We start from the raw sequence: 24,998 nt of genomic DNA, 5'->3' as shown, positions 1-24,998 counted from the left end.
GTGGAACGCTTCCAAAGTTTGGTCTCAGCTTCGCGACGATTCACGAGTCCCGAGTTGATGACTAGGCGGCTGTTGATGATCTCCTTGGTCCATCGCAAGAGCTGCGTGGGCACCGATGCGTAGTCGCTGGTATTGACCAAGCGCAATAGGGTGCACGTCTGAAATGCACGGACTCCCTCGTTGAACGTGAAGGACACCAGGACGATCCACTGAGCTTCCGTGAGGGACACACGGACGTATCGGGATACGCAGAGCGAGGTCGGCTCTGAGGAGCTGCTGTGACCGCCCAGGGGTGATGCAGAGACCCTTGGCTACATTAGAGCCAGTGTGGCCAACACCGATGGTCAGGGTGCCGTTTGTATCGTAGTAAGCGACAAGCCGCTCGCCTTCGATTCCGATTAGGAAGTCTTCAAGGCGGGGAGTGATCTGATAGGTTATGCGGGCTCCTATGGGGAGATTGGGGTGATCTATGGGAAAGTGCGTTAGCGAGACCGCCGAAAGACGAATCAAGCTCCAAGCGCAAGAACTGAAGCGAAGCGCTCCGGCTCTTGAGCGCAGGGCTCATTCGGAATGGGGTAATAGCGGCCAAGCACTAGGAGGAGTGGTCAAAAACTTCCTGGGCGCGCTTCGCGGCCTTGCTGAAACCTGTGTTGAGATGCGCAAGCTCGACAGAAGCCGGGCACTTCGTATTTCCAAGGCGGACAGCGACGAGTGGAAGCGCTTCGCGATGACGACGCTGCGAGAGGCGCTTGACTATCTTGTTGCTCGACTGCCGGTCGTGGCGGACAAGTTCGGGGCTTCACCGCAGGCAGCGACTCAGGCGCAGCAACTTTTGGGTGAGCGCTACATCGCAATCGAGGACTTCATGAACATCGAGCTAGACGATCAGCATGTCGAGGGTCGCATAGCTGTCCGGGACAAGGCGATCCGATGGGGAACCAACGGCTTCTTTGCTGTCGGCGGTTATTTGCTGCATGCCCTCGGTCCGAAGCTGCTTGCGCTCATTGCTCGCCTGTAGGCTCTTAAGTTGTTGTCGCAGAAGTTCGGTGCATCAGGTAGCTCCATCGATGAAGTCTTCAAAGCACGAGTGATCTGGTAGCCATCCATGGCTAGTCCTCAGATGTGCACGGCGGCTTGCTGCGAGCGCGGCTGCACCGAGCAACATACTTTCTGATTCGATGTGCGCGTATATATCAGCGGTCGTTTGAATCGTGGTGTGCCCGAGCCAGTCTCTTACAAGCACTAGATTCCCAGTGGCTCTGAGCAGCCGAGTAGCGCATGTGTGCCGTAGGCAATGAATTACACATTCGGGGTCGTCTATGCGTGCATTCTTGACTGCCCGAGACCAGATATGTTCCGCGCGACGTTTGTTGAGGTCTGCGAATGGGCCGCTAGGATGAGAATCGCGCTGTCTGACACGCTCAAACACCGTCCTGCATGTTTCGGTCATCGGTATAGTTCTAGCTCTGCCCGTCTTAAGTTTCTTGATCCTGTGGAGCTTAATCAGCGAATCAGACGCGGTCATAGTCAGATCGCCCCATCGCAGGCTCAATGCCTCACCAAGGCGCATACCCGTCTCTACCAAGACCTGAAATAGCTCAAGGTAGCGATGAGCATCCAATTTCCTGGGAGGACCTCTTTGTGGCCCAGGCCGCAATTGGTCCAAATCCTCGACAGCCTTGAAAACCGAGCTCTCCTGGTCGTATGACAACGTGAACTTCCGGGCGCCCTCTTCTTTCAGGTATCGAAATCGAGGGATTGTTTTGGGGCCATCTGAGCACTCTTGCATTGCTTTGAACATTCTTCCCAAGCAGGCCAAACGTCGATTGACGGTTCCCGGTGCATTGTTGGCTGCAAGTTGCGCGTTGATGTAAAGCTTTACGTCTTCGGAGCTAATGGACTGAAGATGACGATGAGGACCGAAGAAAGACTTCACATGCCTCGTGTTATGCGCGTAGGTCCGCTGGGCCTTTATGCGTCCCCAAATTTGTGGATCGTGAAAGCATCGAGCAAAGGCCTGTTCCAACGTGAGTCCCAGCACGGTCATTATTCCGACGCGTGCTGCGTGCTTCTCACCGCGCACTATCTCTACGATCTCCTTCTGCGTAACACCCGGGTCGTTCCTGAGCGTATCGAGCACCTGCTGATGTCGCAGCTCGGCGAGTTCGAAGTCTCTCGTGCCGGAAGAGACAACGACCCGCCGTCCGTCTACTTGAACTCGAATCATGTAGTAGCGGCGGTCATGCCCAATCCCCCTTTCAGTACCTTTGAGCTCCAAGGACATAACGTTTCTCCGCTGGCCATTTGGCCCGACAGTGAGCGCCGAAATCGCCTAGAGCTCAAGACGGAAGTCGCAAAATAGGGGGTTCCGTCAACCTAAGTCAGCTGGGTTTAGCTCGACCTCCACGTACTTGACGTTCTCTCTCGTCCTCCATGGCTTGTCCCAACATCTCAGCTGTCGAGGTGATGTCAGCCTCGGCACCTATTGAGCGCTCCCGGTGGGCTCTGAATCCACTGTAGACCGCGAGCCTCGCCTGAGGGCTCAGCCACACGGTGTAGCTAATGGCGAGTTCATCTGAAACGAAGATAGGTCCGTCAGGGCCGTTCGGCATTACGATAGGATCGATGCCGTGGATGATCGCTTCCTCACGCAATAGCATGATCAATTCCTGGGTTTCCTCCAGTCCAAGATAGTTCGATGGATCATGGCTAGGCGACCCTCCGGCGGCCTTATGCAGATCGCTGAGGCAATAGCGACCTGCAGCATCCTGACGAAGTTCGACACGGTTAGCGGTGTCGTCATCGCTAGCGACAAGGTCTAGATGTGGATTTGGCTTATTCACTGATGTTGCTCCTTGTGTGCGGCTGTTGCTCAGCAATCAAACGCCAGTTAAGTCCCTGCAGGCCATAGCAAGCTCGCGGCCTAACACGCGGAGTACTCGACCGCGGCTGATGGGATGTTTGTGAAACTCGGTTACATCGACTTGCCCGGTGGCTTTCTGGCACTCCCAGCGCTTGTGAGTACCACCGGCCATCCGGTGGATCAGCTTGGCCACCTGCACATGCCGGTATTCGTCGTGACGATCCGGTTGCGGGTCATCACGTAGCCGTAGGTCAACCGCAAGCCACGCCGCCAGCACGTCCAGCGGATCAATCTCACGCTTCCGCAACTGCGCCCAGGTCGCCCTCGCTCGTTCCCCAGGAGACTTGCCGGGCAACCTAAAGGCCTCCACGGGCGTTCCTGCAGCGTTGTACAGCCTCTGCACACCCGCGATAGCCAAGCGCACGCTCTGGTCGTCACCATGCGCCCTGAGCCAAGCCAGCGCCTCCACGCGATACGGCCGCAACTCGCCCGCACCGTAGCTGCGCTTCACGTAGCTCCCATGGCGTCGATAGAACTCGATGTGCTTGCGGCAGTAGAGACGATTCAATCCCTCGCCGCGGTCCGCTGTGGTGCCGTTGGCGCACGGATAGACCCTGCAGCGCTCGTAGGGGTCTTGGGGATTCGCGAGGCGACCACGCAGATCAGCCAGTCGCTGCTGGCGGTTACGTGCACCGGGCATCAGTCCGATGCTCCAGCGATGGGGACTTCATGGCCCCTACTGAAGGGGAACACAGGTTGAACTATAGATAGAGCAGGAGAAGAGTGGTTATCTCCCTCCTCATCCCTATCCCCAGTCCCTTGGGTATCACCTTCCTCCCTCTCCCTCATCTCACTCCTCCAGTCTCTCCCCTCGACCTCCACCACACCGATGACACCAAGCACTTCATGGAAGCTTTCCTCCATCACCTGCTTGGCGATCTCCCGGTGAGACCATCCGACCAGTACACAGTCATGGATGGGTAAGGCCACGATGCCAAGTGACTGGAGCCTCTGCAGGGTGCGGATAAGAATCTCGCTCTCATCTCTCATGAAGCGCAGACCGCTCGCGGAGCCGAACAAGGAAACGATAGGCGCGTGATAGCGGTGGATGGCGTTGAGCACTCGCTCGAACTTCCAGCTCCTGGGCATCTCCCCGCGTGTCCCCTTCGGAAACCGACGGGGCATCGTGTCGGCGCTGAGCAGCGCGTTGACGATCTTCTTGGTTTCGCTGCGGTAGCCCTCCAGGCCCCATATGGCGTAGAGGTCGCCCCGTGGCGGCTCGACACCGACTTGGGCATACGCCATGCGTAGGGCGGATTGGGCGAAGTCCAGCGAGGCCACCGCCTGATCATCAATGATGATGCTGTCCATCCGTAGCGCACTCTTGGCGTACTGCCAGAAGCCACCGTAGAGTCGCCCGCCCGCGTCCAGTGACCCGTTGTTGAAGATACGTTTGAGGGCGCGTTGCCCGACGTCGATCTTGTCGGCCTTGAAGTCGCCCAGCCACCACAGGGAGGCCCCTGCGATCCAGGCATTGATCGCGGTCATCTCGCTGCGCATGTGAGTGACGCGGTCGCTGTCAGGAAGAGGGAGTTTGTCGGCGATGAAAGCGAACTTGCCATTCACCAGCCGCTTGGTCTTCACCGAGCGCAGCTCCAGGGGATCACCAAGAAGCTTTGGGTCACGGCTGAAGTGTTCGATGTCCAAGCCCAGCGCATCCACACGAGCCTGAAAGGCCTCACTGGCCCGGATGGTGGACCGCACGCCCGTGTAGGGGTGTGGGTCGCCCACGCGCAGTTCCAGAACATCGACGGCGGGCTGCGCCAGCGACTTCACGAGGACGGCGAATTGCTCAGTCATGAAGGGCGCGCGTCGTTTGCCTGTGGACAGCGCGGCTTTCGACAGTTCCACCGTGAGCCACCCCGTGGGTTCGAGTGAGCACCGATGAACCAAGTCGCAGATGAGGGCCGATAGCGCGCTCTCGTGGATGGCTTGGTCGATGGGCTTGCGCTTCTTGCGACGATTCTCCGTAGCGCTCAGCTTCTGCATGACCTCGGCGATGAACTGGTGCGCCTCCTGGGTGACGGGGTTGCGCGAGGGTTCGAATCGCCGGTCCTTCGGCGACAGGGCTTCGGTCATGGTCGTACGGGTCATATCAAAACTCGACACCCCTCCTACCCTCACAGAGGGACGGGCTACAAGGTGCATAGGGGTCACTGTCTGGACTGGCTGCAGGCGCGCACAGTAACCGCAATAACTTACGAATACTAGGCGGTCACGCCTTCCTGAGGCTCGGGCGGTTCGTGTGCTCGCCTCGCGGAATAACACTGACTGGCTGTCTTGATGTGCCGCGGCGCCCATGCCACGGCGATACGGATCGACTCGCTCAAAGCGAAGGAGAAGGTCCAGGAAATACCTGAAGACTTCGTTGTCATGCGATGGCACTATCGTCAGGCGAATAAGGGGCGGGGCAGCGTAGAGTTATCACGGCTCGCAGAGGGTTGAGCGAGCCGTCATCTCGCACGCGACCTGCCATAAAACCGTCTACCACTATCGCTCTCACATCATTGGCATACGTGCGCGCAAATCTAGCCATCCGGTTTGCGGTACAGGGGAAATTAAATGGACTTTGTTCGCTCCTTCCTCCGACAACTAGCCCCTACGCGGTGCGCTGTTTTTTGCTGCGTGCTTCTACTCGGCTCTCTCGTTTTTCCTTCGACGTCGTCTGCTCAAGATTATGGAACTGAGTCTGGCGCGATGGCTGAGTGCCTAAGTGACAACGCGTCTCTTATTGCCGCCTATCCCAACAATTGGCGCTGCAGAGATGCGGGAGTCCTTCATGATACGGAATACGCCGTGCAGTCCCAGACCTATAACGGGAACAATGGCGAGTGGCAGCCCGTTGGCAACTACCTCTACTACTTGCCGCGGCCGGCTTCGCCACAGGTCGATGGTACGAAAAGTCAGGGTAAGCCCACAGGGTGTCCGAGCTGTGTTAGCGGCGACCCGATCAATGCTGCCACCGGTAACGCTTATGAGATCAAGACCGAATTTCGCGGGGTGGGGCCATTTCCGCTCGAAGTGACTTGGACCTATAACAGTTCCGAGGCGACGGAATCCATTTTGCCTATAGAACGTGTTCTTGGCGCCAATCGATCACTCAGTTATATGCGTAGTGTGCGCGCTTCCGCGACGTCGGCAAATGCAGCTGGACCTATCTTCGCGTACCTCACGCGGGGTAATGGCGCTACTTACGTTGCGAACTTCGTCGCTGGCGTATGGACTGTGGATGGCGATATCAACGGGGCGTTGTCATCGACGCAGGACGGCAGCGGCAACTTCACCAGCTTTACCTACCTCAATGATCAAGGTCAGACCGAATCGTATGACAGTGCAGGCGACCTCCTTTCGATCACGGATCGCAATGGCTTTCAACAAACGCTGTCGCGCGAGACCAACAAAGCACTGATTACCAGTGTGCAAGATAGCTTTGGCCGAACGCTGCAGTTTTCCTATGACACGAGCGGGCGTCTTGCGCAGGTAACTCAGCCCGATGGCGGCCTGATCACATTTGCTTATGACGCCAACAACAATCTACAAAAAGTCACTTATCCCGATACGTCGTTTGTCACCTACAACTACAACGAATCCTCCTATACCTCGGGTGCCAACTTTCCCGATGCCTTGACCAGTACGGTGGACGAGGCATCGATTGTTTACGACACCACCACATATAACGCTCAGGGCCTTGCCATCGCGAATGCTTTAGCCAATAACGTGTCGAGCTATGCCTTCAGTTATCAAATGGCAACCGATCAAGTCACCAGCGCACCGATCGTCGCCAGTGCCACCATCACTGAACCACTGAATGCCAGCCTGTCGGCAACGTTCCAACCGAGCCTCGGTGTCAACCGGCCATCACAAAAATCACAGGCGTGTACAGGCTGCGTTGCGCAGTCGGACAGCTTTACGTTTGATGGCAACGGACTGGTCCAGACGGCTACGGATGCGCGTGGTTACGTGACGGCCTATTCACATACCGCCGCGTTGCTGACCCAAGTGGTCGAGGCACAAGGGCAGCCGACGCAGCGCACGACCAACACGATGTGGAATACCGCACTGCGTGTCCCGCTCTCGCGTACCGTGCTCGATGTGAACGGCAATACGGTCGCCAGCTCCGCTTGGGTTTACAACACGTCCGGACAGACGCTGGCGCGATGCGAGTCTGATCCAACCAATGCTGCTGCCTCCTCCTATACCTGTGCCGCCACGGGGACTGTTCCCGCTGGGGTGCGCCGCTGGACCTCTACCTATTGCACTGCCGTCAGTAGCGGCTGCCCGCTGATCGGCCTGCTGCTGACTTCGACCGGTCCACGGACCGATCTGAGCCAGACCACCACCTACAGCTATTACACAACCAGCAGTGCCACGAACTGCGGTACGCCGGGCGGTGCCTGTTACCAGCCGGGCGATCTGTATCAGATCACCGATGCCCTCGGCCACGTCACGACCTACGCCTCCTATGACGGCGCAGGACGCGTGACGCGCATCACCGACCCCAACGGGTTCAATACGGACATGACGTACACACCGCGCGGCTGGCTGGCCTCGCGCAGCGTGGGCGGCTCGGCCACCACGTTCGCGTATATGCCGTATGGCAACGTCAAGACCCTCACCGATCCCGATGGGGTCGTGACAACGTTTGGTTATGACGCCGCGCACCGGCTCACCGACATCACCGACGCGCAGGGCAACGATATCCATTACACGCTGGATGTGGCCGGCAACAAAACCGCGGAGCAGATCAGTACGGCCTCCGGCACCGTCGTGCATAGCCTGTCGCGCAGCTACAACGCGCTGGGGCAGCTCACCGCCGTGATCGATGGTCTGAACCAGACCGTCTTCAACGCGGGCTACAGCGATAGCTACGACGCCAATGGCAACCTGACGCACAGCGCCGATGGCCTCAGCATCCAGCGCCAGCAAAGCTACGACGCGCTCAATCGTCTGGTCTCCACCCTCGACAACTACAACGGTACCGATACGGCGACGGCGAACACCACCACGACCACGAACCAGGATGCGTTGGATCGCATCACCAGTGTCACCGACCCCACGAATCTGGTCACCAGTTACACCCATGACGGACTCAGCAATCTCACCGCACTGCAAAGTCCGGACAGCGGCGCCAGTTCATCGACCTTCGACGCCGCGGGCAATGTGCTCACCCATACGGATGCCAAGGGCGTGGTGGCGACATCCACCTACGATGCCCTCGACCGTAAAACTGGCACCAGCTACATGGACACCACAGCCAATGTCACCTACACCTACGACGAAGCCAATAGCGTCACGGGTTGTACGGCCTCCGCACCTATCGGTCGGTTGACGCGGATGGTGGAGAACGCGGTCAGTACCACCTACTGCTACGACGCGCGCGGCAATGTCATCCAGAAGACGCAGGTGGTCTCGGGGACAACCGACAGCACCTCCTACAGCTACACCGCCGCGGATCGGCTGAGCGGTGAGACCACACCCGATGGCACGGTGATCAGCTACGCCTTCAACAGCAATGGTCGCATCAGCGGTGTCCAGGTCACACCCAGCGGCAGCACGTCCGCATCGCCCACCGTGGTCAGCAGTGTCACCTGGCTGCCGTTCGGGCCGATCAGCGGCTACACGCTGGGCAATGGCCAAACCGTTACGCGCGCCTACGATGCCAACTACAGGCTCACGGACCTCACAAGTCCCGCTCTGACGCTGCATTTTGGCCGGGATGCGATGGGCGACATCACCGCCCTGGGCAACGCCCCCGGTGCCAATCCCGCCACCGAGAGCTATCAGTACGACCCGCTGTATCACCTGACCAGCGTCACCAACAGCAGTGGCGTACTGGAGAGCTATACCTACAATTCCACCGGTGACCGACTGAGCAAGACCGCCTCCGGTCTGGCAACGGGTACCTACAGCTACACCAGCGGTACACATCAACTCGCCAGCATTGGCAGCGCCCCCCGCGCCAACGACGCCAACGGCAACACCACCGGCAGCGTGATAGGCGGCCAGACCTACGGTTTTGCTTACGACTCACGTCAACGCATCGCGCTCGCCCAGGCTAACGGTGCGACGGTCGGCACCTACCTCTACAACGCCCTCGGCCAGCGGGTGTACACGTCGGCTACCAGCCTGCGCTTCGATTACGACCAAGCGGGGCATATGCTTGCCAACTATGGTGCGAGCAGCCGTGACTATGTGTGGCTGGATGATCTGCCGGTTGCCACGGTGGACACCACGGGCAGTGGTAGCGTCACATCCAGCACAGTCAATTACGTCACGGCTGATCAACTCGGGACACCACGAGCGGTCACCAACAGCGCAGGAACCGCTATCTGGTCGTGGGCCTATGCGGGGAATCCCTTCGGTGAGCAGCAGCCGTCATCCGCGGGATACACGCTCAACTTGCGCTATCCAGGGCAGTGGTATGACGCCGAGACGGGAACGGCGGACAACGGTTATCGGACTTTCGAGTCTTACCTGGGACGCTATGCGCAGACCGATCCGGCCGGATTCAATGGAGGCATCAGCACGTTCGCCTATGTGGGTAGTAACCCGTTGGATGGTATCGATCCGCTCGGGCTGCAGTTTGTTATTCCTGTCCCCGTCCCCGATAACAGACCGGTAATTTCTCCGGTAACTGGGTTACCTCAGCAGACGCAACAGTATCCTCAGGATGATCCGGTTGCGCTGTGTTTAGCCGCCGGGCCGATCTGTGTTGGGCCTGCGGCGATAGCTATTGGCACCGCCATGGCAAATCAGCGGGTTGATGATCCGGCGGCCAATCAAGAATGGCAGACATACAAAGATCAATATAATGAACCGCCTCCACCGGATTTAGACGAATGTGCAATGCTTCGATGGGCGTTGGCTAGGGAACAAGCTCTTTTGGCGGGTAGACAGGCGTGGGATGCTAAATGGTGGCCCGGACGGCATGACCAAGCAAACCAACAGTCAATGAATGCAATACGTAATCTAGAAGATAAATTGAAAAAGGCTAAATGCTCATGCCCATAAATTTAACAAAAGATGAAATCACCGAGATTCAGCATCGATATAATTATCTCTTAAATTATGGAGGTGACGACCCGACAGCACCAATTGATCCGATATCCTACGTTGATTCCAATGACGACCATCTAATCCATATAGCTGCTCAACGTGGCGATGTCAAAACCATCGAGCTTCTTATAAGGGCTGGCCAAGATGTGAATCAAACGGGGGATATGTCTTGTACTGCGCTGCATTACGCTTACATGAAAGGGCGCCTAGAGATAGTCGAACTGTTATTAGCGCATGGAGCCGATAAAAATATGGAGGACGAATTCGGGAAAAAGCCTGGAGAGTGACGAATATCCAGTGATAAAGGTTGACGTGGCGCTGTGCCACCTGATGCGTCTATTCCCATTAATCCTTTCGTGAATGGGGGTTGAGATATGTTCTATGAAGACGGACAAATTGTGATGCTTGACGACTTTGTTGACCTTGGAGGCGGCATGACTGGAAAGGTCGTAGGTTTAATTGAGCAGAATAAATATACGGAAGGCTATTCTGGAGACGACTGGGGTTATCTAAAAATAGGAGTTGTCGTTAATACAGAAGTGGCCGGCACTATTCACTACCCTGAATCGCATGTGGATTTTGTTCTGATTAAACGTGCTTAAGTACTAGGTATAAGCTTAGGTTGAGGGCGTCAAGCTGCAGTTGCAGGCCCACATCTCACCAATGGCGCATTCTATAAGATGCGCCGAACAGGAGGTCTTGGCGATCTAGGAGCGAGTGATTCGTGGTGAGCTGACGCACGGCGAAGGTGTGCTGACTCAGATTGAATCCACCCGCTTGGTGTATGTCGCCTACCCGTCACCTCTATACCGTTAAGCCGCCGAGACGATCCAACAAGTTCCTCACAGAAGATTTATGCCAGCGTCCGCCTCGCGGGGTCAGCATGCCGCGCTCGTTGAGCGCTTCAGCCACTGCACCAAGACTCGTCGTGCCTTCTGAAGCCAAAGAGTTGATGACCGGTTGAAGGTTCTTGGCGTGACTATCCGCAGCGCCGCGAATTGCTGCCACTCCCGCCGCATTGCCCTTATCCGCACGCTTGAGCGCCGCGGCTCCATTAGGATTCCCCAGACGCACCCCACGGGCTTTGGCGGCGGCTAGGGCCTCCGTGGTGCGGCGAGAGATCGCCTCACGTTCCTGTTGAGCCACGAGGGCCATGATGCCCACCGTGAGGTCATTAGCATCCGGCAGGTCTGCCGCAATAAAACGCACGCCGCTGTCGCGCAGCGTCAGCAGGAAGGCGGCATTGCGGGAGAGTCGATCTAGCTTGGCGATCACCAGCGTGGCCCCGGTCACCTTCGCGAGATGCAGTGCTTTCAACAACTCAGGCCGACTGTTGAGCTTGCCGCTCTCGACCTCGGTGAAGGTTTCGATGACCTTGCCGCTCCGCTGGGCTGCGTAGGTCTCAATGGCTGTGCGCTGAGCCTCAAGTCCTAGACCGCTGATGCCTTGTTGCCGTGTGGATACCCGCAGGTAGCTGACGATTTTCATGGGGTGCCTGATGGGTACAAGATGGACTAATGTTCGTTAGTCAATATTGTACCCACCGTTAGCCTATCCGTCGACGCTGGCCCCCACAGAGGCGCCGACAAGGGGCGTCAAGGTCGTAGATAGCAAATGTATGGGGTATGGGGCTGCTTCTATGCACGAGAGGCGACCCACGGGGGGGATGACTCGCGCAACACATTGGATACCCCAACGGAAATTTCCGCTGCATTTTTTTGGTTGGCACCGTGCGGTAGTACCTATTGCGCGTCGCACCATGGCAGGGAGCTTGCATGGGAATCCGGTGCCACCTATTCGATGCAGCTCTCGATTCGACAACCGTCGATAACACTAGGGAAAGTAAGCGATATGAATATTGAAGATAATAAGCCTGGCGCGCTCGCCACGGAATCTGACTTAGCACCCAACGAAGACCTGGACAATGCGCTGCGTATAGCTCGCGAACAGCTAGGAATACTCGCAAAACTTGTCGATGAAGCCAAGACGTCGGGCGCAGCGGTGATTGAAAGTCAGCGGTTGAGTGCTGCGGCGCTGGAAGCTGCCAAGGTATCGATGGCTGCAGCGGCGGAGAATGAGCGCCTGAGTGCATCTGCACTTGAGGAGGCTAAATCAAAACTCGCTGAAACTAACTCAGCTGCAGCTACCTCTACGGCAGCAGCCGCGAAAGTTGAGGCGGAACAGTTGGTGGTTGCAGCTAAGTCAGAGCACATCACGGCCGCTCAAACGCACGCGGACAAAGTACGGGCCGAGCTCGATAAGCTTGTTACGAATGCCGCCCAGAAGGCAACAGCCGCCGATGGCTCACAGTCCCGCGCACAGGCCGCTGCTGATGCTACTAGCACTATCCTCACCGACGTACAGGCCACCAAGGTAAACGCAGAGGCAGGAGCGGCTGCGGCCGCCGTGACTCTTGGAGAATCGAAAGCTTCCGCTGCGCAAACCAAGAAACTCGCAGACAAGTCTGTGGCTGTTGAGGAGGCAATTGCTGCTTATGAGAAAAACCTTAAAGAGCTCGAAACAGAAGCGAAAGCGAAGCTCGCTACGATTGTAGGGCTCCTGCCAGGCGCTACTAGTGCGGGACTCGCAAGCGCGTTCGCCGAGAGAGCGAATTCATTTCACACGCCTCGCATCAGGTGGCAGCGAGTTTTTATAGGCTCACTAGTTCTGCTGGTCCTGCTCGGTGTCACTGGATTAGTGCACGTAATATGGACCGGCGATGCGCTGACATACGATCAGCTTGTTCGCCTGTGGTTGTCGCGTCTTCCAGTCGCCGGTGCGCTTCTCTGGCTCACCCTTCATGCAAGTAGAGAGTCAGCACTCGCTCGCCGGCTTGAAGAAGACTATGGCTACAAAGCGGCGATTGCCTCGTCATTCGAAGGCTTTCACAATCAGATGAAGGACCTTGGCACGGCATCAGATAGCAACGCGCCTTTGAAGCTGCTCTGCGAAAATACTCTTGAAATCATAGGCACTGCACCCGGCAGGATTTATGAGAGACATGAGTTGACCGTTTCACCTGCCGGGGAAGCGGCTACGCTGGCAGCAAATATCGCCACGAGCTTGGCTGCCAAAGGTATCAAGCCGGCGCCATAGGCCTCATGACACTGTATGCCGCCGAACGCTGCGGCGCTGCTGACTACGGCTACATCTAGCTGCAGCCAATTCTGCCGGACCGTTGATCGTCCGACTTATTTCGGGGGTGCGAGTCGCTTCGCAGTTGCCCGCATGCCATCGCGCCTAACATCATCCAGTAGCGCAACATGGCGCACCCTTCCTATGGCCGACGCCTTGAGCGCCTTGTCCTTCGGAAGCGCGTTCGACGCCTCTATTGCCGCCTTCATCTTCTGATGCTGCCGACTCGGTGCGCGGCTCTGGCCCCCGTAAAGGACGCGTCCCGTGATAAGACGAGCGCGAGAGGCACGAAATATCTTTGTCTTCGATCGCTTTACCGTGAAGTCAGAGCGCTTAAGCAATCGAGTTATCCATTTGACCTCGGCAGTGCCGATCCCTTTGCCTGTGAGTGCAACGTCATCTATATACAGCGTGAAGGCGCCGCTCCTGCGACCCGCATGTGCCGCAATCTGATCGAACGTCTCTTTATTGGCCAAGAAGGAAAGCAACGGGCTTGCAGGACTTCCTGTCGCCAGATGTCCATCACAACAGAGGAGCTGCGCAAGGACCTCCGCCACGTCGCGAGTGCAGGCAAAAAGTACGATGAACATCCGCGTGACCCGGTCTTGACTGATGGACAGGTAAAAGTCCGAAATATCCATCGTCACCGTGCAACCTGCCGCGTCGCGATGCGCCGCAGAGCATGTCAGATATGATCGGCCGGGAATTCCCGAGTGCAGGTAGTCGGGCATCACAGTACGCTTAAGCAAATCTTCAACGCGCTTTTGGAAGCCCTTCAGACGAGCTTGGGGGGCCTCAATTAGCCTTGGCTTTTCGGAGCGTCGCCGATCAATGTAACGAGCATAGTTGTCCGGATCACGAGCAAAGCTGGCGAGGGCGCTCGTCGGTCCAGCCCAGAAAAGCACTTCAGCGAGCCTACGTTTCGACTGTATGCCGTACAGAGGGGAAGTGCCGACGCCATATCGCTGCGCGCTATTTGTTTGCTTGCTCGCCATCGGTCTTATCCAAGGTCCATTCCAGGACGCGCAGTAGCTTCTTTGCCTTCTCTCGCCTGCGGTCTGACTCTCCCTCGAGTGCTTCCATGAAGCTGAGGAACGTCGACGGCGGGACATCGAAAATGTTGGCGTACTTCTTCAAGAGTTCTACAGACACTCCCTTCTTTCCACTTTCCAGTTCGGAAAGGTGAGACTTCGAGATACCCAATTTTTCCGCAAGGTCAGCCTGACGGATTTGATGTACCTCTCTGACCGTTTTCAACGCGCGATCTAACATGGCTACTCACTAAGCTCGTGCATGGCCTCAGCTTGCTGAACTAAGGGAGGGTGTCGCTGTGTGTCATATGTCCAAGCCTTGGACCGGTGCCATCAGGGCGTGAAATGATCGTAGATCTTCCAAACCACCGTGATAACCAGCTTGAAAAACCACCGTTGACGCATTACGCGCTTTAGGTGCAACAGCAACCACTGACGTTTGTCGCGTTTCCGACTGTGCTTTTGCATAGCCTTGCTCCTGGTGTAGTGCCGGATGGCACCCCTTGCAACTCCAGAAGCGGGGAAACGTCAGCTATCCCTCCACCAATCCATTGGCTCCGAGCCCTTGCCGGAGCCACCTGAATCCTCCGTCTCCGTCTCCGTCCAGATAGGGGGGGAGAACGTCGCCGCAGGAACATTTGGGGCTTTTCACCCCTCGAGCCGACCATCCGGCTCCAACCGCGCAAGACCATCCCCTTCCACGACAGGCCCACCGTACCACGAGCGAACCAATAATGGCGATTTTAGTTCGCTCTAAGCGAACCATATTCAGGTTACATTTAGGCTTACGGATAGCAGCCGACCGCTATAGCGATCGATCCGTGGAGCATTGCAGTGCTGCTTGAACCGTAGAGACCGCCTAGGCGGGAAACCGCGTAAATGCTATGTCAAGGGCTTAGTGAGAGGGCGCACTTCCCCTCCACCCGTGGTCACCGCGACCTCAGGCCACTCCACCTTGCAGATCGCATCGAACAACTTTCGTAGCGGCATCTCCTTCGTATAGACGGCTCGGCTCGTTCCCTTGCCCTCGTGTCCAGTGAGCTCGTCGACGAACACATCCGTGACCTCAGCCGCAAAAAGCTTAGTGGTCACACCGTGCCGGAAAGAGTGATAGTCCAGTCCCGACTCATAGACCCCAATCTCGCGCCGATATCTCGTCCACCATTTGGAAAATGAATGACCGCGTTTCCTATCGGCTCCCCCAGGAGTCAATTTGGGGAACAGCTGGTCACCGGGAGTCGGCGCAACCGACTGGACGTAATCCAAGAATCCAAGCGCAAGCAATGTGGGGTGGATCGGCACACGTCGCTTCGACTGCTCGTTCTTGATCTGCTTACTCTCGTCATCATTGATGTCGAGATACCATATGTCGTCGTCGCGCCGAACGTCAGAACCTATGAGCTGCGCGAACTCCTCCAGGCGATTGCCGTGATAGAGCCCCAACAATGGTAGCCAGTACTTCTCGTCCTTGATGATCAAAGTGCCCGGGCTACTCCGTTGCCGTGGGGTTTTGCAGCCGGTCCATATGGGAGAGGCAAAGAGCTTGCGCAGCCTCTCACCCTCCCACATCTGGCGCTTCATCTTGGCGCGCATCTTCTCGGGGAAGCTGAAGCCATGCGCAGGGTTCGCGCCTTCATACTCACCGCGTTCGATCAGGTGCTTGAACAGACTACCGAGCGCTGCAAAGTGGCGCTTCAAGGTTTTCACAGCGAGCCGAGATTCCTCGGACTTTGCCTTGGCGGCGACCTCGGCCAGCGAAAGACCCTCCCATCGCTTCGCCTTCGCGTAGTCCGCGGGAAGACTGCGGAAGAGATCCAACGTCCTGGCGAGCTCTGGCCGTTTGTACGAACTCACCGGCAGATCGCCACAGACCTCCATGAAGATGCGATAGGTTCCCTTGTTCTGCATCAGAGTCTGTCCACGCCAGCCGCTCTCATTCGACATCTGAGCTATGAAGACGGGAAGTACATCGGACAGCTTGGGGCCACCGAGAGCCGCTGCAGGGGCTGGCGCGTGTTCTACGGTCGCGACGGCCTCCGCCCCTATAGCTACCTTGGGTGTAGCGCCCGAGATCAAATGCACTTTCGACTGTTCCAAGCGTTGAACCCGAACCATGGCTAGTCCAAGCGAGAGTTCCGCTCGCAACTCCGGCGCTAACCCATGCTTGGACATCACCTCATCGACCCAATCATCAATACCCATCGTGTCGCGAAGAGCCAAAGAGTTGCGAGCGTCAACAAGGTCAGCATCAACTTGGCGAAGGTCCGCCGCCATCAAGTCGCCGTCATCAACGTCATAGGAGTAGACCGGTGAACCGTAAGGGGTCGCGAAGTGGCGCTGTCGATCACGTTCGACGGCCAGAGCTAGCTCATGGCGTAGCACGGATTTCAACTCAGGCAGAGCGGGCATCAACGTCAACCGCAAGAAAATACGATTGAGGAGGATACAGAGATGTTGAGCTTCTCGGAAGCTGCTTGTTCGCAGCGACACCGTCACTTCGGAACTGGTATTCGGAATACGCCGACGGTAGTAGAACCGCCCGCGTTTCCGAGCCATGTGGGAATTTTGTGGGAGCATTGTGGGAACAATTCGTCTTTCGACCGGACTACCGCCGGCCTCGGGACGAGCTCCATATGCCTTGAAACCCTTACGCCAGAACAAAAACAAAAGCCCCGCATGAGCGGGGCCTTTGATGTTGGCTGGGAGACTAGGATTCGAACCTAGATAGACAGCGTCAGAGGCTGTCGTCCTACCGTTAGACGATCTCCCAAAAACCGCTGGATCGATGCGCTCTGACTCTGGTGCATCGAACCGACAAACGCTGTTTCCGAGGAAATTAGCGCTTGGAGAACTGGGTGGCGCGACGTGCCTTGTGCAGACCGACCTTTTTACGCTCAACTTCGCGGGCGTCACGGGTCACAAAGCCAGCCTTGCGCAGCGGCGACTTCAGGGTTTCGTCGTACTCGATCAGTGCGCGAGCGATACCGAGGCGGATCGCGCCGGCCTGGCCGGTGATGCCGCCACCGGCAACCGTCACCAGGATGTCGAACTTGCTGGTGTTGTCGGTCAGCTCGAGCGGCTGGCGCACGATCATGCACGAGGTCTCGCGACCAAAGAACTGTTCGAGGGACTTGCCGTTGACCACAATCTGGCCATTGCCCTTGCGGAGAAACACGCGGGCGGCGGAGGTCTTGCGGCGGCCGGTGCCGTAATTCTGCTGGATCGTCATGATGGTTCCTTAGAGTTCCAGCGCCTGCGGCTGCTGTGCGGTATGCGGATGCTCGGCACCGCCGTAGACCTTGAGCTTGCGATACATCTCGCGGCCCAGTGAATTCTTCGGCAGCATGCCCTTGACGGCGGTCTCGATCACTCGCTCCGGATAGGTAGCGAGCAGATCCTTGAGGCTGGTGGTCTTCAGGTTGCCGATATAACCGGTGAAACGGTGATATTTCTTGTCGTCCAGCTTGCGGCCGGTGACGTGCACCTTCTGCGCATTGATCACGACGATATAATCGCCGGTGTCGCAATGCGGGGTGTACTCGGGCTTGTGCTTGCCGCGCAGGCGACGTGCAATTTCGGTCGACAGGCGACCGAGCGTCTTGTCCGTGGCATCGACCACGAACCAGTCGCGCTTGACGTTGTCTGCATTGGCGCTAAACGTTTTCATTTCAGAATACCTGTTCTGCCGCCGTAAGGCGGTACACATCATCGGTCAATCAGAGGCGCGAGATGATAGCGGAGCTGTCATCTACGGTGCAAGCCTGCCGTCCGGCGGGCTGTGAGCTGGCAATGATAGCATGATGGGCATACCGCTTGAAAAGTCCCCCACGGGCACGGCGCCCAAGCGTCTGACAGGCGATCCGGGCAGCACCCAGGCCCGGCGCGGTCAAATCGGCGTTTTGCGCCCCCAAACTCCCACCCCAATGGATCAGGAGCCCCTATGAATGTACGCACGTTGACGCCCTTGGATCAATTGCTGGCCCGATGCGAGCGCGCACTGGAGGCTATTGCCGGCTCTCCCGAGGCGCAGCGCCCATCCCCTGCCAACGGCGTTACCGAAGCGGAGCTGGACGAAGCCGAGCGCCGCCACGCAGCCGGCCTGATGCGGATCAACCATACCGGTGAAGTCTGTGCGCAGGCGTTGTATCTGGGCCAGGCAGTGCTGGCTCGCAACGCGGATACGCGCGAACACCTGCTGCATGCCGCCGACGAGGAAACCGATCATCTGGCCTGGTGTGCTGCCCGCCTGAAGGAGCTGGACAGCCGTCCGAGCCTGTTCAATCCGCTGTGGTATGCGGGCAGCTACACGATCGGCGCGGTCGCGGCGCTGGCCGGCGATCCGCTGAGCCTGGGCTTTGTGGTGGAAACCGAGCGTCAGGTGGAGGCGCATCTGCAGGATCACCTGGAAAAACTTCCCGCGCCGGACGAGCGCTCGCGCGCGGTGTTGGCCCAGATGCAGGCCGATGAAGCGCGTCACGCGCAGGAGGCAAAACAGCGCGGCGGCGTCGATCTGCCGTTTCCCCTGCCGAAACTGATGTCGCTCAGCTCGATGGTGATGAAGGCGGTCGCTTACCGCATCTGACGGCCACTCGATCCGGCAAGCCCCATAAAAAAACCCGCCTCTCGGCGGGTTTTTCGTTACATCAGGTTGCGGCCGTGGAAGAGTTCCTCGATCTCACGTCGCAGCAGCGACTCGATGCGCTGGCGCTCCTTGAACGACAGATCGTCGGCATGCGAGTCGAACAGGTACGTATCGAGATCGAAGTCCTTGATGTGCATCTTCGTGTGGAACATGTTTTCCTGATACACGTTGACGTCGAACATTTCGTACTTCTGGCGGATGTGCTTGGCCAGGTAGTCCTGCACCGAATTGATCTTGTGGTCGATGAAGTGCTTCTTGCCCTTCACGTCGCGGGTGAAGCCGCGCACGCGATAGTCGCAGACCACGATGTCCGACTCGAAGCTGTCGATCAGGTAGTTCAGCGCCTTCAGCGGCGAGATCACGCCACAGGTGGCCACGTCGATATCAGCTCGGAAGGTGGCGATGCCGTTGTGCGGATGCGTTTCCGGATAGGTATGGACAGTGATGTGGCTCTTGTCCATGTGCGCGACCACGGCACCGGAGATGGTGTCGCGACCCAGCTTCTCCAGTACCGGCTCCTCGGAGATCAGCATCGTCACCGAGGCGCCCTGCGGGTCGTAATCCTGGCGTGCGATATTGAGGATGTTGGCGCCGATGATCTCGGCCACGTCGGTCAGGATCTGGGTCAAGCGATCGGCGTCGTACTGGTCATCGATGTACTCGATGTAGTTGCGGCGCTGCTCTTCGGACACCGCGTAGCAGATGTCGTAGATATTGAAGCTCAACGCCTTGGTCAGGTTGTTGAAACCTTGCAGGCGAAGACGGGGTAGTGGTTTAACCAAGACGACTCTCCATGGCGGTATGAGGCCAGCAGTAGAGGCGGGTTAGCGACAAGGGTCCCCGCTGAATGGTGTGGCGCGCAGGCAGCAACCTTCCGCGATCCTTGTGACCGGCGTGCGACAACCTGAAAGTTGCCCTTGCCGAAAGACCGCGGAGTATGAGGTAAAACGCCAAAAAACTGAACCTGCGGCAAGGCACCGAGGTTTGCCATAATGCAGGTGAACAGGGGACGGCAACGAACACTGATTTGGCGGTCAGCCTTGACCACCGCCAGCACGAAACCTTCTGCGGGGATGATAGTGGCGCAACTCAAATACCAGCTCCAACAAGCTTTTGAACGTTCTCAGGCGCCGCTCAATTTCGCGCCTGATCCCGCCTCAATGGAGCGATTTCTTGCGCTTTGCCATCGCCGCCGCTATCCCGGCAAGACCGCCATCATCCGCCCGGGCGACCCGGCCAACACGCTTTACTACGTCATCGACGGCTCGCTGGCCGTATGCACCGAGGACGAACAGGGGCGCGAACTGATCCTCGCCTACATCAGCCGCGGTCAGTTCATCGGCGAGATGGGCCTGTTTGTTGAACAGGCCCAGCGTGAGTCGATGGTGCGTACGCGCACTCCCTGCGAGATGGCCGAGATCAGCTACGAACGCCTGTTCCAGCTGATGGAAGGCCCGCTGCGCGAGGAATGCCCGAAGATTCTTTTCGCCATCGGCGCGCAGCTGACCACCCGACTGCTGCGCACCTCGCGCCAAGTCAGCCGGATGGCTTTCATGGATGTCACCAACCGGATCTCCCGGACACTGCTGGACCTGTGTCAGGAACCCGATTCGATGACGCATCCGGACGGCACGCAGATCCGCATCTCGCGTCAGGAAGTCAGCCGCATCGTCGGCTGCTCGCGCGAGATGGTCGGTCGTGTGCTGAAGCAGTTGGAAGAGCAGCGCATGATCGACGTATCGGGCAAAACCATCGTGGTGCGCGGCACGCGCTAAGCGACCGGATCGACCACCGGCGCCCCGTGCTTCATCGGAGCGTAAATCATGTAGACGTCGGCGCGCTGGTAATGCGAGCCGACGCGAATGGCCGGCTGCATCACAAAGCCGGCCTGCTCGTACATGCGCAAGGCGATGGTCAGCGTGCTGCTGGATTCAAGAAACAGCAGCTGACCGTCGCGCCGGTGAAATTCGGCAATCGCGGCATCGAGCAGACGACGGCCTGCACCCTGCCCGCGGAAAGTCTCGTCCACGCCCATCTTCGTCAACTCGTACACGCCGGGCGACTCGTGCAGCAACGCGCAGGTGCCGATGATGTGCCCGCCCAGTCGCGCAAAGAAGATCGCACCGCCGGGCTGCAGCACGTGCGTCTCCGGGTCGCTCAGCACCAGGCGATCAATATCCTCGATCCGAAAATGCCGCTCCAGCCATTGCGCGTTGAGTCGATAGAAATGCGCACGCAGCGCCGGCTCGAACGGCACAATCTGTAATGACACCGTTGTGCCGTGCCTGCTGGGATCGGTCGGCGCGGACACAGCCGTCAAAACCACTCGACGCGGGTGACGCTGCGGCCCAACGCTTTCTCGATCTTCATGCACAGCTTCGGTGTGCCGTTGACCAGCACCGCCTCAGCAGCGGGCTTGAGCATGGGGATGTCCTGCGACGAATCGGTGTAAGCCCGCCGCCAGGCCTGGAGACCATGCGAGGCCAAAATCTGCGGCTTGCGCTTGCCGACATTGTGCAGCTTCACGCGCATACCCAGCCAACTCGGCCGCAGCTGCGAGGCAAGCACTTCGAGCTGGGTCAGACCAAGCTCTTCCAAAATACCGGTCACCAGCGTGTGCTCGCATCCGGTGACCACAATCACCCGGTCGCCAGCAGCCTGATGACGGCGCAGCGCCAGCAAGCCATCGCGACTGAACAGACGCGGTCGGCGCACCAACTGTGCGGCAAAACTCTTCGCGGCGGCTGCGTATCGCTGCTCGCTGATGCCAAGCAGGCTGATATGTACCAGCGTGCGCACTGGCCACCGCCACGACACCATCAGTCCGAAAAGCAGCCAAGGCAATGTCGGCAGTACCAGCAACTTGCGCATGAGCGAACGCTTGTAGCGATCGCGCATGAAAAGGCCGAACGCATCGCCATGAATCAACACGCCGTCGAAGTCGAACAACACCACGCACGAGATCTTGGCGTCGATCGCGGCAGCGTCCATCACGGGCGACTCGATCATGGCTGACTCGGGTACGTCAGTGCCAATCGCCTCAGAACCGATCCAGGCCGTATCGGGCTTTTCCGCTTGCGGCAACGGCGCAGTCACGGCGTACCGAACAATCGTCGCAGTTCACTGCCGGGATCTTCGGCACGCATGAAAGCCTCACCGACCAGAAATGCCTGGATACCGCCTTCGCGCAGACGCGCCACATCCTCGGGCGTGTGGATGCCCGACTCGGCCACCAGCACGCGGTCGTATTCGATCAGATCCTGCAGCGCCAGCGAGGTCTCCAGCGAGGTCTCGAAGCTGCGCAGGTTGCGATTGTTGACGCCGATCAGGGGCACCGGCACGGCCATCGCCCGTTCCAGCTCCTCTTCGTCGTGCACTTCGCACAGCACGTCAAGATCGAGTTCCGCAGCGAGCAGCGACAGCTGCAGCAGCACATCGTCATCCAGCGCCGAAACGATCAACAGCACGCAATCCGCGCCAATCGCGCGCGCCTCGTACACCTGGTACGGGTCGATGATGAAATCCTTGCGCAACACCGGCAATGAGCACGCGCCCAACGCCTGCTGCAAAAACGCCTCACTGCCCTGGAAAAAATCGCTATCGGTCAGCACGGAAAGACAGGCAGCGCCAGCTTCCTCGTAGCTGCGCGCGATCGCGGCCGGATCAAAATCTGCCCGGATCACACCTTTGCTTGGGCTGGCCTTTTTTACCTCGGCGATGACAGCCGGCAGGCCGGCGGCGATCTTCGATTCGATCGCCGCGGCGAAGCCGCGGGTGTCATGCAAATCCTTGATGCGCGCGATCAGCTCGGCCATCGGTGTTTTCGCTTTGCGCTCGGCAACCTCTTCGGCTTTGCGCGCAAGAATACGATTGAGAATGTCGGTCATGGCATTTCTCTTGTTGATACAGCGGGTGGGAGCGCGCGACGTGCTGCGCACGGGTGCCAGTATCGCCGCTTCGCGTCACGCAAGCACGCGCAAAATGCGGTTGAAGCCGGTTGATCTGATTTATGCGGACACGGCCAGCTTTCGCGTCGCCGCCACGAACGCGCGCATTTTTTCATGCGCTGCACCGCTGGCAATCGTCGAACGCGCCAGATCGATGCCATCGTCGATCGAATCGACCACACCGGCCGCATAAAGCGCTGCGCCACTGTTGAGACAGACAATGTCGTGCGGCACGCCACGGCGACCCTGCAGCGCTTCGAGCAGCATCGCCTTCGACTCGTCCACGCCCTCCACACGCAAGTTGCGGCTGGAGGCCATGGCGAAACCGAAATCCTCTGGTTCGATTTCGTATTCGCGCACCACGCCATCGCGTAGCTCGCCGACCAGGGTGGTAGCACCGAGCGAAATCTCATCCATGCCGTCACGTCCCCAGACCACCAGCGCCTGCCGTGCACCGAGCGCCTGCAGCACACGTATCTGGATGCCGACGAGGTCGGGATGGAACACACCCATCAGGATATTCGGCGCATCGGCCGGATTGGTCAGCGGGCCGAGAATATTGAACAGCGTGCGCACGCCCATCTCGTGCCGCGCCGGCGCCACCACCTTCATGGCCGGATGATGGTTCGGGGCGAACATGAAGCCGATGTTTGTCTCGGCCATGCACTGCGCGACCTGCGCTGGCATGAGGTCGATCGATGCACCCAGCGCTTCCAGCACATCGGCACTGCCGGATTTCGACGATACGCTGCGCCCGCCGTGTTTGGCCACGCGCGCACCAGCCGCCGCGGCCACAAACATCGACGTGGTGGAAATATTGAAACTCGACGCCCCGTCGCCGCCAGTGCCGACGATATCCAGCAGATGGCTATCATCGCCTTCGATCGGCACCTTCGCCGACAGTTCGCGCATGACGCGCGCCGCGCCGGTGATCTCGCCGATGGTTTCTTTCTTGACGCGCAGGCCGGTCATGATCGCGGCCGTCATCAGTGGGCTCACCTGTCCGCTCATGATCTGGCGCATCAGCGAAATCATCTCGTCGTGGAAAATCTCGCGGTGCTCAATCGTGCGCTGCAAGGCTTCCTTCGGGGTGATCGTGATTTCACGCTGATGCGAACTCACGCGGCCAGCCTCAACGGCTGACCGAGGAAATTCCTCAATAGGTCGTGGCCGTGCTGGGTCAGGATCGACTCGGGATGAAACTGCACACCTTCCACCGCCAGCGTCTTGTGACGCAGGCCCATGATTTCGTCGATCGAGCCGTCTGGGTTCTCGGTCCACGCAGTCACTTCGAGGCAATCCGGCAGCGAGTGCTGCTCGACCACCAACGAGTGATAACGCGTCGCTTCGAATGGATCAGGCAATCCGGCAAACACCCCATGTCCGCGATGGCGCACCGGCGAAGTCTTGCCGTGCATGATCTGCTTGGCACGGATCACCTTGCCGCCGAACGCCTGGCCGATCGCCTGATGACCGAGGCACACGCCAAACACCGGAATCTCTGCCGACAGCTCACGCAGCACATCCAGCGACACACCTGCGTCATCCGGCGTACCAGGCCCCGGCGAAATCATGATGTGTGAGGGCTTCAGCGCGCGGATACCGGCGACATCCAGCGCATCATTGCGCACCACCTTCACCTGCTGCCCGAGTTCGCCAAGGTACTGCACAAGGTTGAAAGTGAAGCTGTCGTAGTTGTCGATCATCAGCAGCATGTGTCGCGGATTCCTTCGATAAATCTGCACGTGCTTCGGAAAGTCTCTTCGAACCATTCCGGAGCGATCCGGTTGTTTGAACAACCGATGCTCGTGCACATAGATAGATGGCCATTGTGCGGGATGACGGCCGCTGCCGTCATCCGCTGACTCGGCCACGCGCAACAACTGCAGAGGCCATGTCGATTGACATCGGCAGCCTCTCAAATGAGAATGCATCGCATTAACTTACGCATCGATGCCATGAGTCCCCGTCCCACGTTGCATCACGTTGCCCGGTCGCTCGCATCCAAAGCACGTCAATGATCACCCTTTGCGCCTTTCTGTCGACGCTTGCCGGAGCGTGGTTCGTGCTGCAGAGCAGGCGGCACGCAGTGACTTACACGCATCGCGGGGGCTTGATGATCGTGGCCGGCACGGCGTCTTGGCTGATGGCAGCGGGAACTAGCGCGGGTATCGCCGCCGTGCTGACTACGCTGATGCTGACCTAGGTCGCGCTGGCGCGCGGCATGGCGATCCGCAGAGCGTCTGGGCGTTGCCTGTCGAGGA

At 58.5% G+C, this 24,998-nt stretch carries 24 protein-coding genes and 1 tRNA gene; 9 read left to right on the top strand and 16 right to left on the bottom strand.

The genetic code is table 11. The annotated features are described in order from the left end of the window. The first annotated feature begins 469 nt into the window (after window positions 1-469). Both HDE79_RS03435 and HDE79_RS21900 read left to right on the top strand, forming a co-directional pair. On the top strand, window positions 470-1,018 hold the full coding sequence (locus HDE79_RS03435) for a hypothetical protein (protein ID WP_184600509.1): 549 nt from the start codon (window positions 470-472) through the stop codon (window positions 1,016-1,018). Window positions 1,019-1,906: 888 nt separating this feature from the next. Then, a complete protein-coding gene (locus tag HDE79_RS21900; RefSeq protein ID WP_255488224.1) occupies window positions 1,907-2,362 on the top strand; it encodes a hypothetical protein in 456 nt (151 codons plus the stop codon). 19 nt (window positions 2,363-2,381) lie between these two features. On the opposite strand, the gene HDE79_RS03425 is transcribed toward HDE79_RS21900, so the two are convergent. From HDE79_RS03425 to HDE79_RS03415, 3 genes are read right to left on the bottom strand one after another with little or no spacing between them, the layout of a single operon-like run. Then, entirely contained in the window at window positions 2,382-2,843 is a 462-nt protein-coding gene (locus tag HDE79_RS03425; protein ID WP_184600507.1) for a KilA-N domain-containing protein, read from the bottom strand. A gap of 36 nt (window positions 2,844-2,879) precedes the next feature. Then, window positions 2,880-3,563, bottom strand: a complete 684-nt coding sequence (locus tag HDE79_RS03420) for a hypothetical protein (RefSeq protein WP_184600506.1) — start codon at window positions 3,561-3,563, stop codon at window positions 2,880-2,882. Next, window positions 3,563-5,017 (bottom strand): hypothetical protein, encoded by a 1,455-nt coding sequence (locus HDE79_RS03415; protein ID WP_184600505.1) that lies wholly within the window; start codon window positions 5,015-5,017, stop codon window positions 3,563-3,565. Before HDE79_RS03415 ends, HDE79_RS03420 begins: the two co-directional genes overlap by 1 nt. Window positions 5,018-5,719: 702 nt before the next feature. Between HDE79_RS03415 and HDE79_RS03410 the strand changes: the two genes are divergently transcribed. The 3 genes from HDE79_RS03410 to HDE79_RS03400 all read left to right on the top strand — a co-directional run bounded on the left by HDE79_RS03410 (window position 5,720) and on the right by HDE79_RS03400 (window position 10,581). Then, a complete protein-coding gene (locus tag HDE79_RS03410) occupies window positions 5,720-9,934 on the top strand; it encodes an RHS repeat-associated core domain-containing protein (protein WP_184600504.1) in 4,215 nt (1,404 codons plus the stop codon). Next, window positions 9,925-10,266: an ankyrin repeat domain-containing protein gene (locus HDE79_RS03405; RefSeq protein WP_221439992.1), complete on the top strand. Its 342-nt coding sequence runs from the start codon at window positions 9,925-9,927 to the stop codon at window positions 10,264-10,266. Before HDE79_RS03410 ends, HDE79_RS03405 begins: the two co-directional genes overlap by 10 nt. 87 nt (window positions 10,267-10,353) lie before the next feature. Then, on the top strand, window positions 10,354-10,581 hold the full coding sequence (locus HDE79_RS03400) for a hypothetical protein (RefSeq protein WP_184600503.1): 228 nt from the start codon (window positions 10,354-10,356) through the stop codon (window positions 10,579-10,581). 202 nt (window positions 10,582-10,783) lie between these two features. Here the strand turns inward: HDE79_RS03400 and HDE79_RS03395 are convergent, their stop codons facing one another. After that, window positions 10,784-11,467, bottom strand: coding sequence for a recombinase family protein (locus HDE79_RS03395; protein ID WP_184600502.1), 684 nt, complete (start codon window positions 11,465-11,467; stop codon window positions 10,784-10,786). A gap of 363 nt (window positions 11,468-11,830) precedes the next feature. Between HDE79_RS03395 and HDE79_RS03390 the strand changes: the two genes are divergently transcribed. Continuing rightward, on the top strand, window positions 11,831-13,075 hold the full coding sequence (locus tag HDE79_RS03390) for a hypothetical protein (protein ID WP_184600501.1): 1,245 nt from the start codon (window positions 11,831-11,833) through the stop codon (window positions 13,073-13,075). A gap of 95 nt (window positions 13,076-13,170) precedes the next feature. On the opposite strand, the gene HDE79_RS03385 is transcribed toward HDE79_RS03390, so the two are convergent. The 6 genes from HDE79_RS03385 to rplM all read right to left on the bottom strand — a co-directional run bounded on the left by HDE79_RS03385 (window position 13,171) and on the right by rplM (window position 17,812). Then, entirely contained in the window at window positions 13,171-14,109 is a 939-nt protein-coding gene (locus tag HDE79_RS03385; RefSeq protein WP_184600500.1) for a reverse transcriptase family protein, read from the bottom strand. Continuing rightward, window positions 14,087-14,386, bottom strand: coding sequence for a helix-turn-helix transcriptional regulator (locus tag HDE79_RS03380; protein ID WP_184600499.1), 300 nt, complete (start codon window positions 14,384-14,386; stop codon window positions 14,087-14,089). The genes HDE79_RS03385 and HDE79_RS03380 overlap by 23 nt, the downstream gene beginning before the upstream one ends. A 641-nt stretch (window positions 14,387-15,027) precedes the next feature. Continuing rightward, a complete protein-coding gene (locus HDE79_RS03375) occupies window positions 15,028-16,701 on the bottom strand; it encodes a site-specific integrase (protein ID WP_184600498.1) in 1,674 nt (557 codons plus the stop codon). A gap of 140 nt (window positions 16,702-16,841) precedes the next feature. Beyond that, window positions 16,842-16,915: transfer RNA gene (locus HDE79_RS03370), tRNA-Gln, on the bottom strand. A 66-nt stretch (window positions 16,916-16,981) separates the two neighbouring features. Then, window positions 16,982-17,374 (bottom strand): 30S ribosomal protein S9, encoded by a 393-nt coding sequence (rpsI, locus tag HDE79_RS03365; protein ID WP_184600497.1) that lies wholly within the window; start codon window positions 17,372-17,374, stop codon window positions 16,982-16,984. A gap of 9 nt (window positions 17,375-17,383) precedes the next feature. Beyond that, complete coding sequence (gene rplM, locus HDE79_RS03360) at window positions 17,384-17,812, bottom strand: 50S ribosomal protein L13 (protein WP_184600496.1); 429 nt, start codon at window positions 17,810-17,812, stop codon at window positions 17,384-17,386. 273 nt (window positions 17,813-18,085) lie between these two features. On the opposite strand from rplM, the gene coq7 reads away from it, so the two are divergent. Beyond that, window positions 18,086-18,727 (top strand): 2-polyprenyl-3-methyl-6-methoxy-1,4-benzoquinone monooxygenase, encoded by a 642-nt coding sequence (gene coq7, locus HDE79_RS03355; protein ID WP_184600495.1) that lies wholly within the window; start codon window positions 18,086-18,088, stop codon window positions 18,725-18,727. Between the two features lie 56 nt (window positions 18,728-18,783). Here the strand turns inward: coq7 and speD are convergent, their stop codons facing one another. Continuing rightward, window positions 18,784-19,569: an adenosylmethionine decarboxylase gene (gene speD, locus HDE79_RS03350; RefSeq protein ID WP_184600494.1), complete on the bottom strand. Its 786-nt coding sequence runs from the start codon at window positions 19,567-19,569 to the stop codon at window positions 18,784-18,786. A gap of 291 nt (window positions 19,570-19,860) precedes the next feature. Here speD and crp point away from each other — a divergent pair, with 291 nt between their 5' ends. Then, window positions 19,861-20,562 carry a cAMP-activated global transcriptional regulator CRP gene (crp, locus tag HDE79_RS03345; protein ID WP_184601084.1) on the top strand — a complete coding sequence of 234 codons (702 nt, stop codon included), beginning with the start codon at window positions 19,861-19,863 and terminating at the stop codon, window positions 20,560-20,562. On the opposite strand, the gene HDE79_RS03340 is transcribed toward crp, so the two are convergent. The 5 genes from HDE79_RS03340 to HDE79_RS03320 all read right to left on the bottom strand — a co-directional run bounded on the left by HDE79_RS03340 (window position 20,559) and on the right by HDE79_RS03320 (window position 24,449). Continuing rightward, window positions 20,559-21,059: a GNAT family N-acetyltransferase gene (locus tag HDE79_RS03340; RefSeq protein WP_343205898.1), complete on the bottom strand. Its 501-nt coding sequence runs from the start codon at window positions 21,057-21,059 to the stop codon at window positions 20,559-20,561. The two genes, crp and HDE79_RS03340, sit on opposite strands and share 4 nt — an antisense overlap. Before the next feature lie 44 nt (window positions 21,060-21,103). After that, complete coding sequence (locus HDE79_RS03335) at window positions 21,104-21,796, bottom strand: haloacid dehalogenase-like hydrolase (protein ID WP_255488221.1); 693 nt, start codon at window positions 21,794-21,796, stop codon at window positions 21,104-21,106. An 83-nt stretch (window positions 21,797-21,879) separates the two neighbouring features. After that, on the bottom strand, window positions 21,880-22,674 hold the full coding sequence (gene trpC, locus HDE79_RS03330; protein ID WP_184600492.1) for an indole-3-glycerol phosphate synthase TrpC: 795 nt from the start codon (window positions 22,672-22,674) through the stop codon (window positions 21,880-21,882). A 120-nt stretch (window positions 22,675-22,794) separates the two neighbouring features. Continuing rightward, complete coding sequence (gene trpD / locus HDE79_RS03325) at window positions 22,795-23,835, bottom strand: anthranilate phosphoribosyltransferase (RefSeq protein ID WP_184601082.1); 1,041 nt, start codon at window positions 23,833-23,835, stop codon at window positions 22,795-22,797. A 17-nt stretch (window positions 23,836-23,852) separates the two neighbouring features. After that, a complete protein-coding gene (locus HDE79_RS03320; protein ID WP_184600491.1) occupies window positions 23,853-24,449 on the bottom strand; it encodes an aminodeoxychorismate/anthranilate synthase component II in 597 nt (198 codons plus the stop codon). 302 nt (window positions 24,450-24,751) lie between these two features. On the opposite strand from HDE79_RS03320, the gene HDE79_RS03315 reads away from it, so the two are divergent. Then, on the top strand, window positions 24,752-24,940 hold the full coding sequence (locus tag HDE79_RS03315; protein ID WP_184600490.1) for a hypothetical protein: 189 nt from the start codon (window positions 24,752-24,754) through the stop codon (window positions 24,938-24,940). Window positions 24,941-24,998 lie beyond the last annotated feature (58 nt).

Origin of the sequence: Rhodanobacter sp. MP1X3 (assembly GCF_014207165.1) — a bacterium.
Classification (GTDB): domain Bacteria; phylum Pseudomonadota; class Gammaproteobacteria; order Xanthomonadales; family Rhodanobacteraceae; genus Rhodanobacter.
The sequence above is the reverse complement of the archived record's forward strand: the minus strand, read 5'-3'. Positions and strand labels throughout refer to the sequence as shown.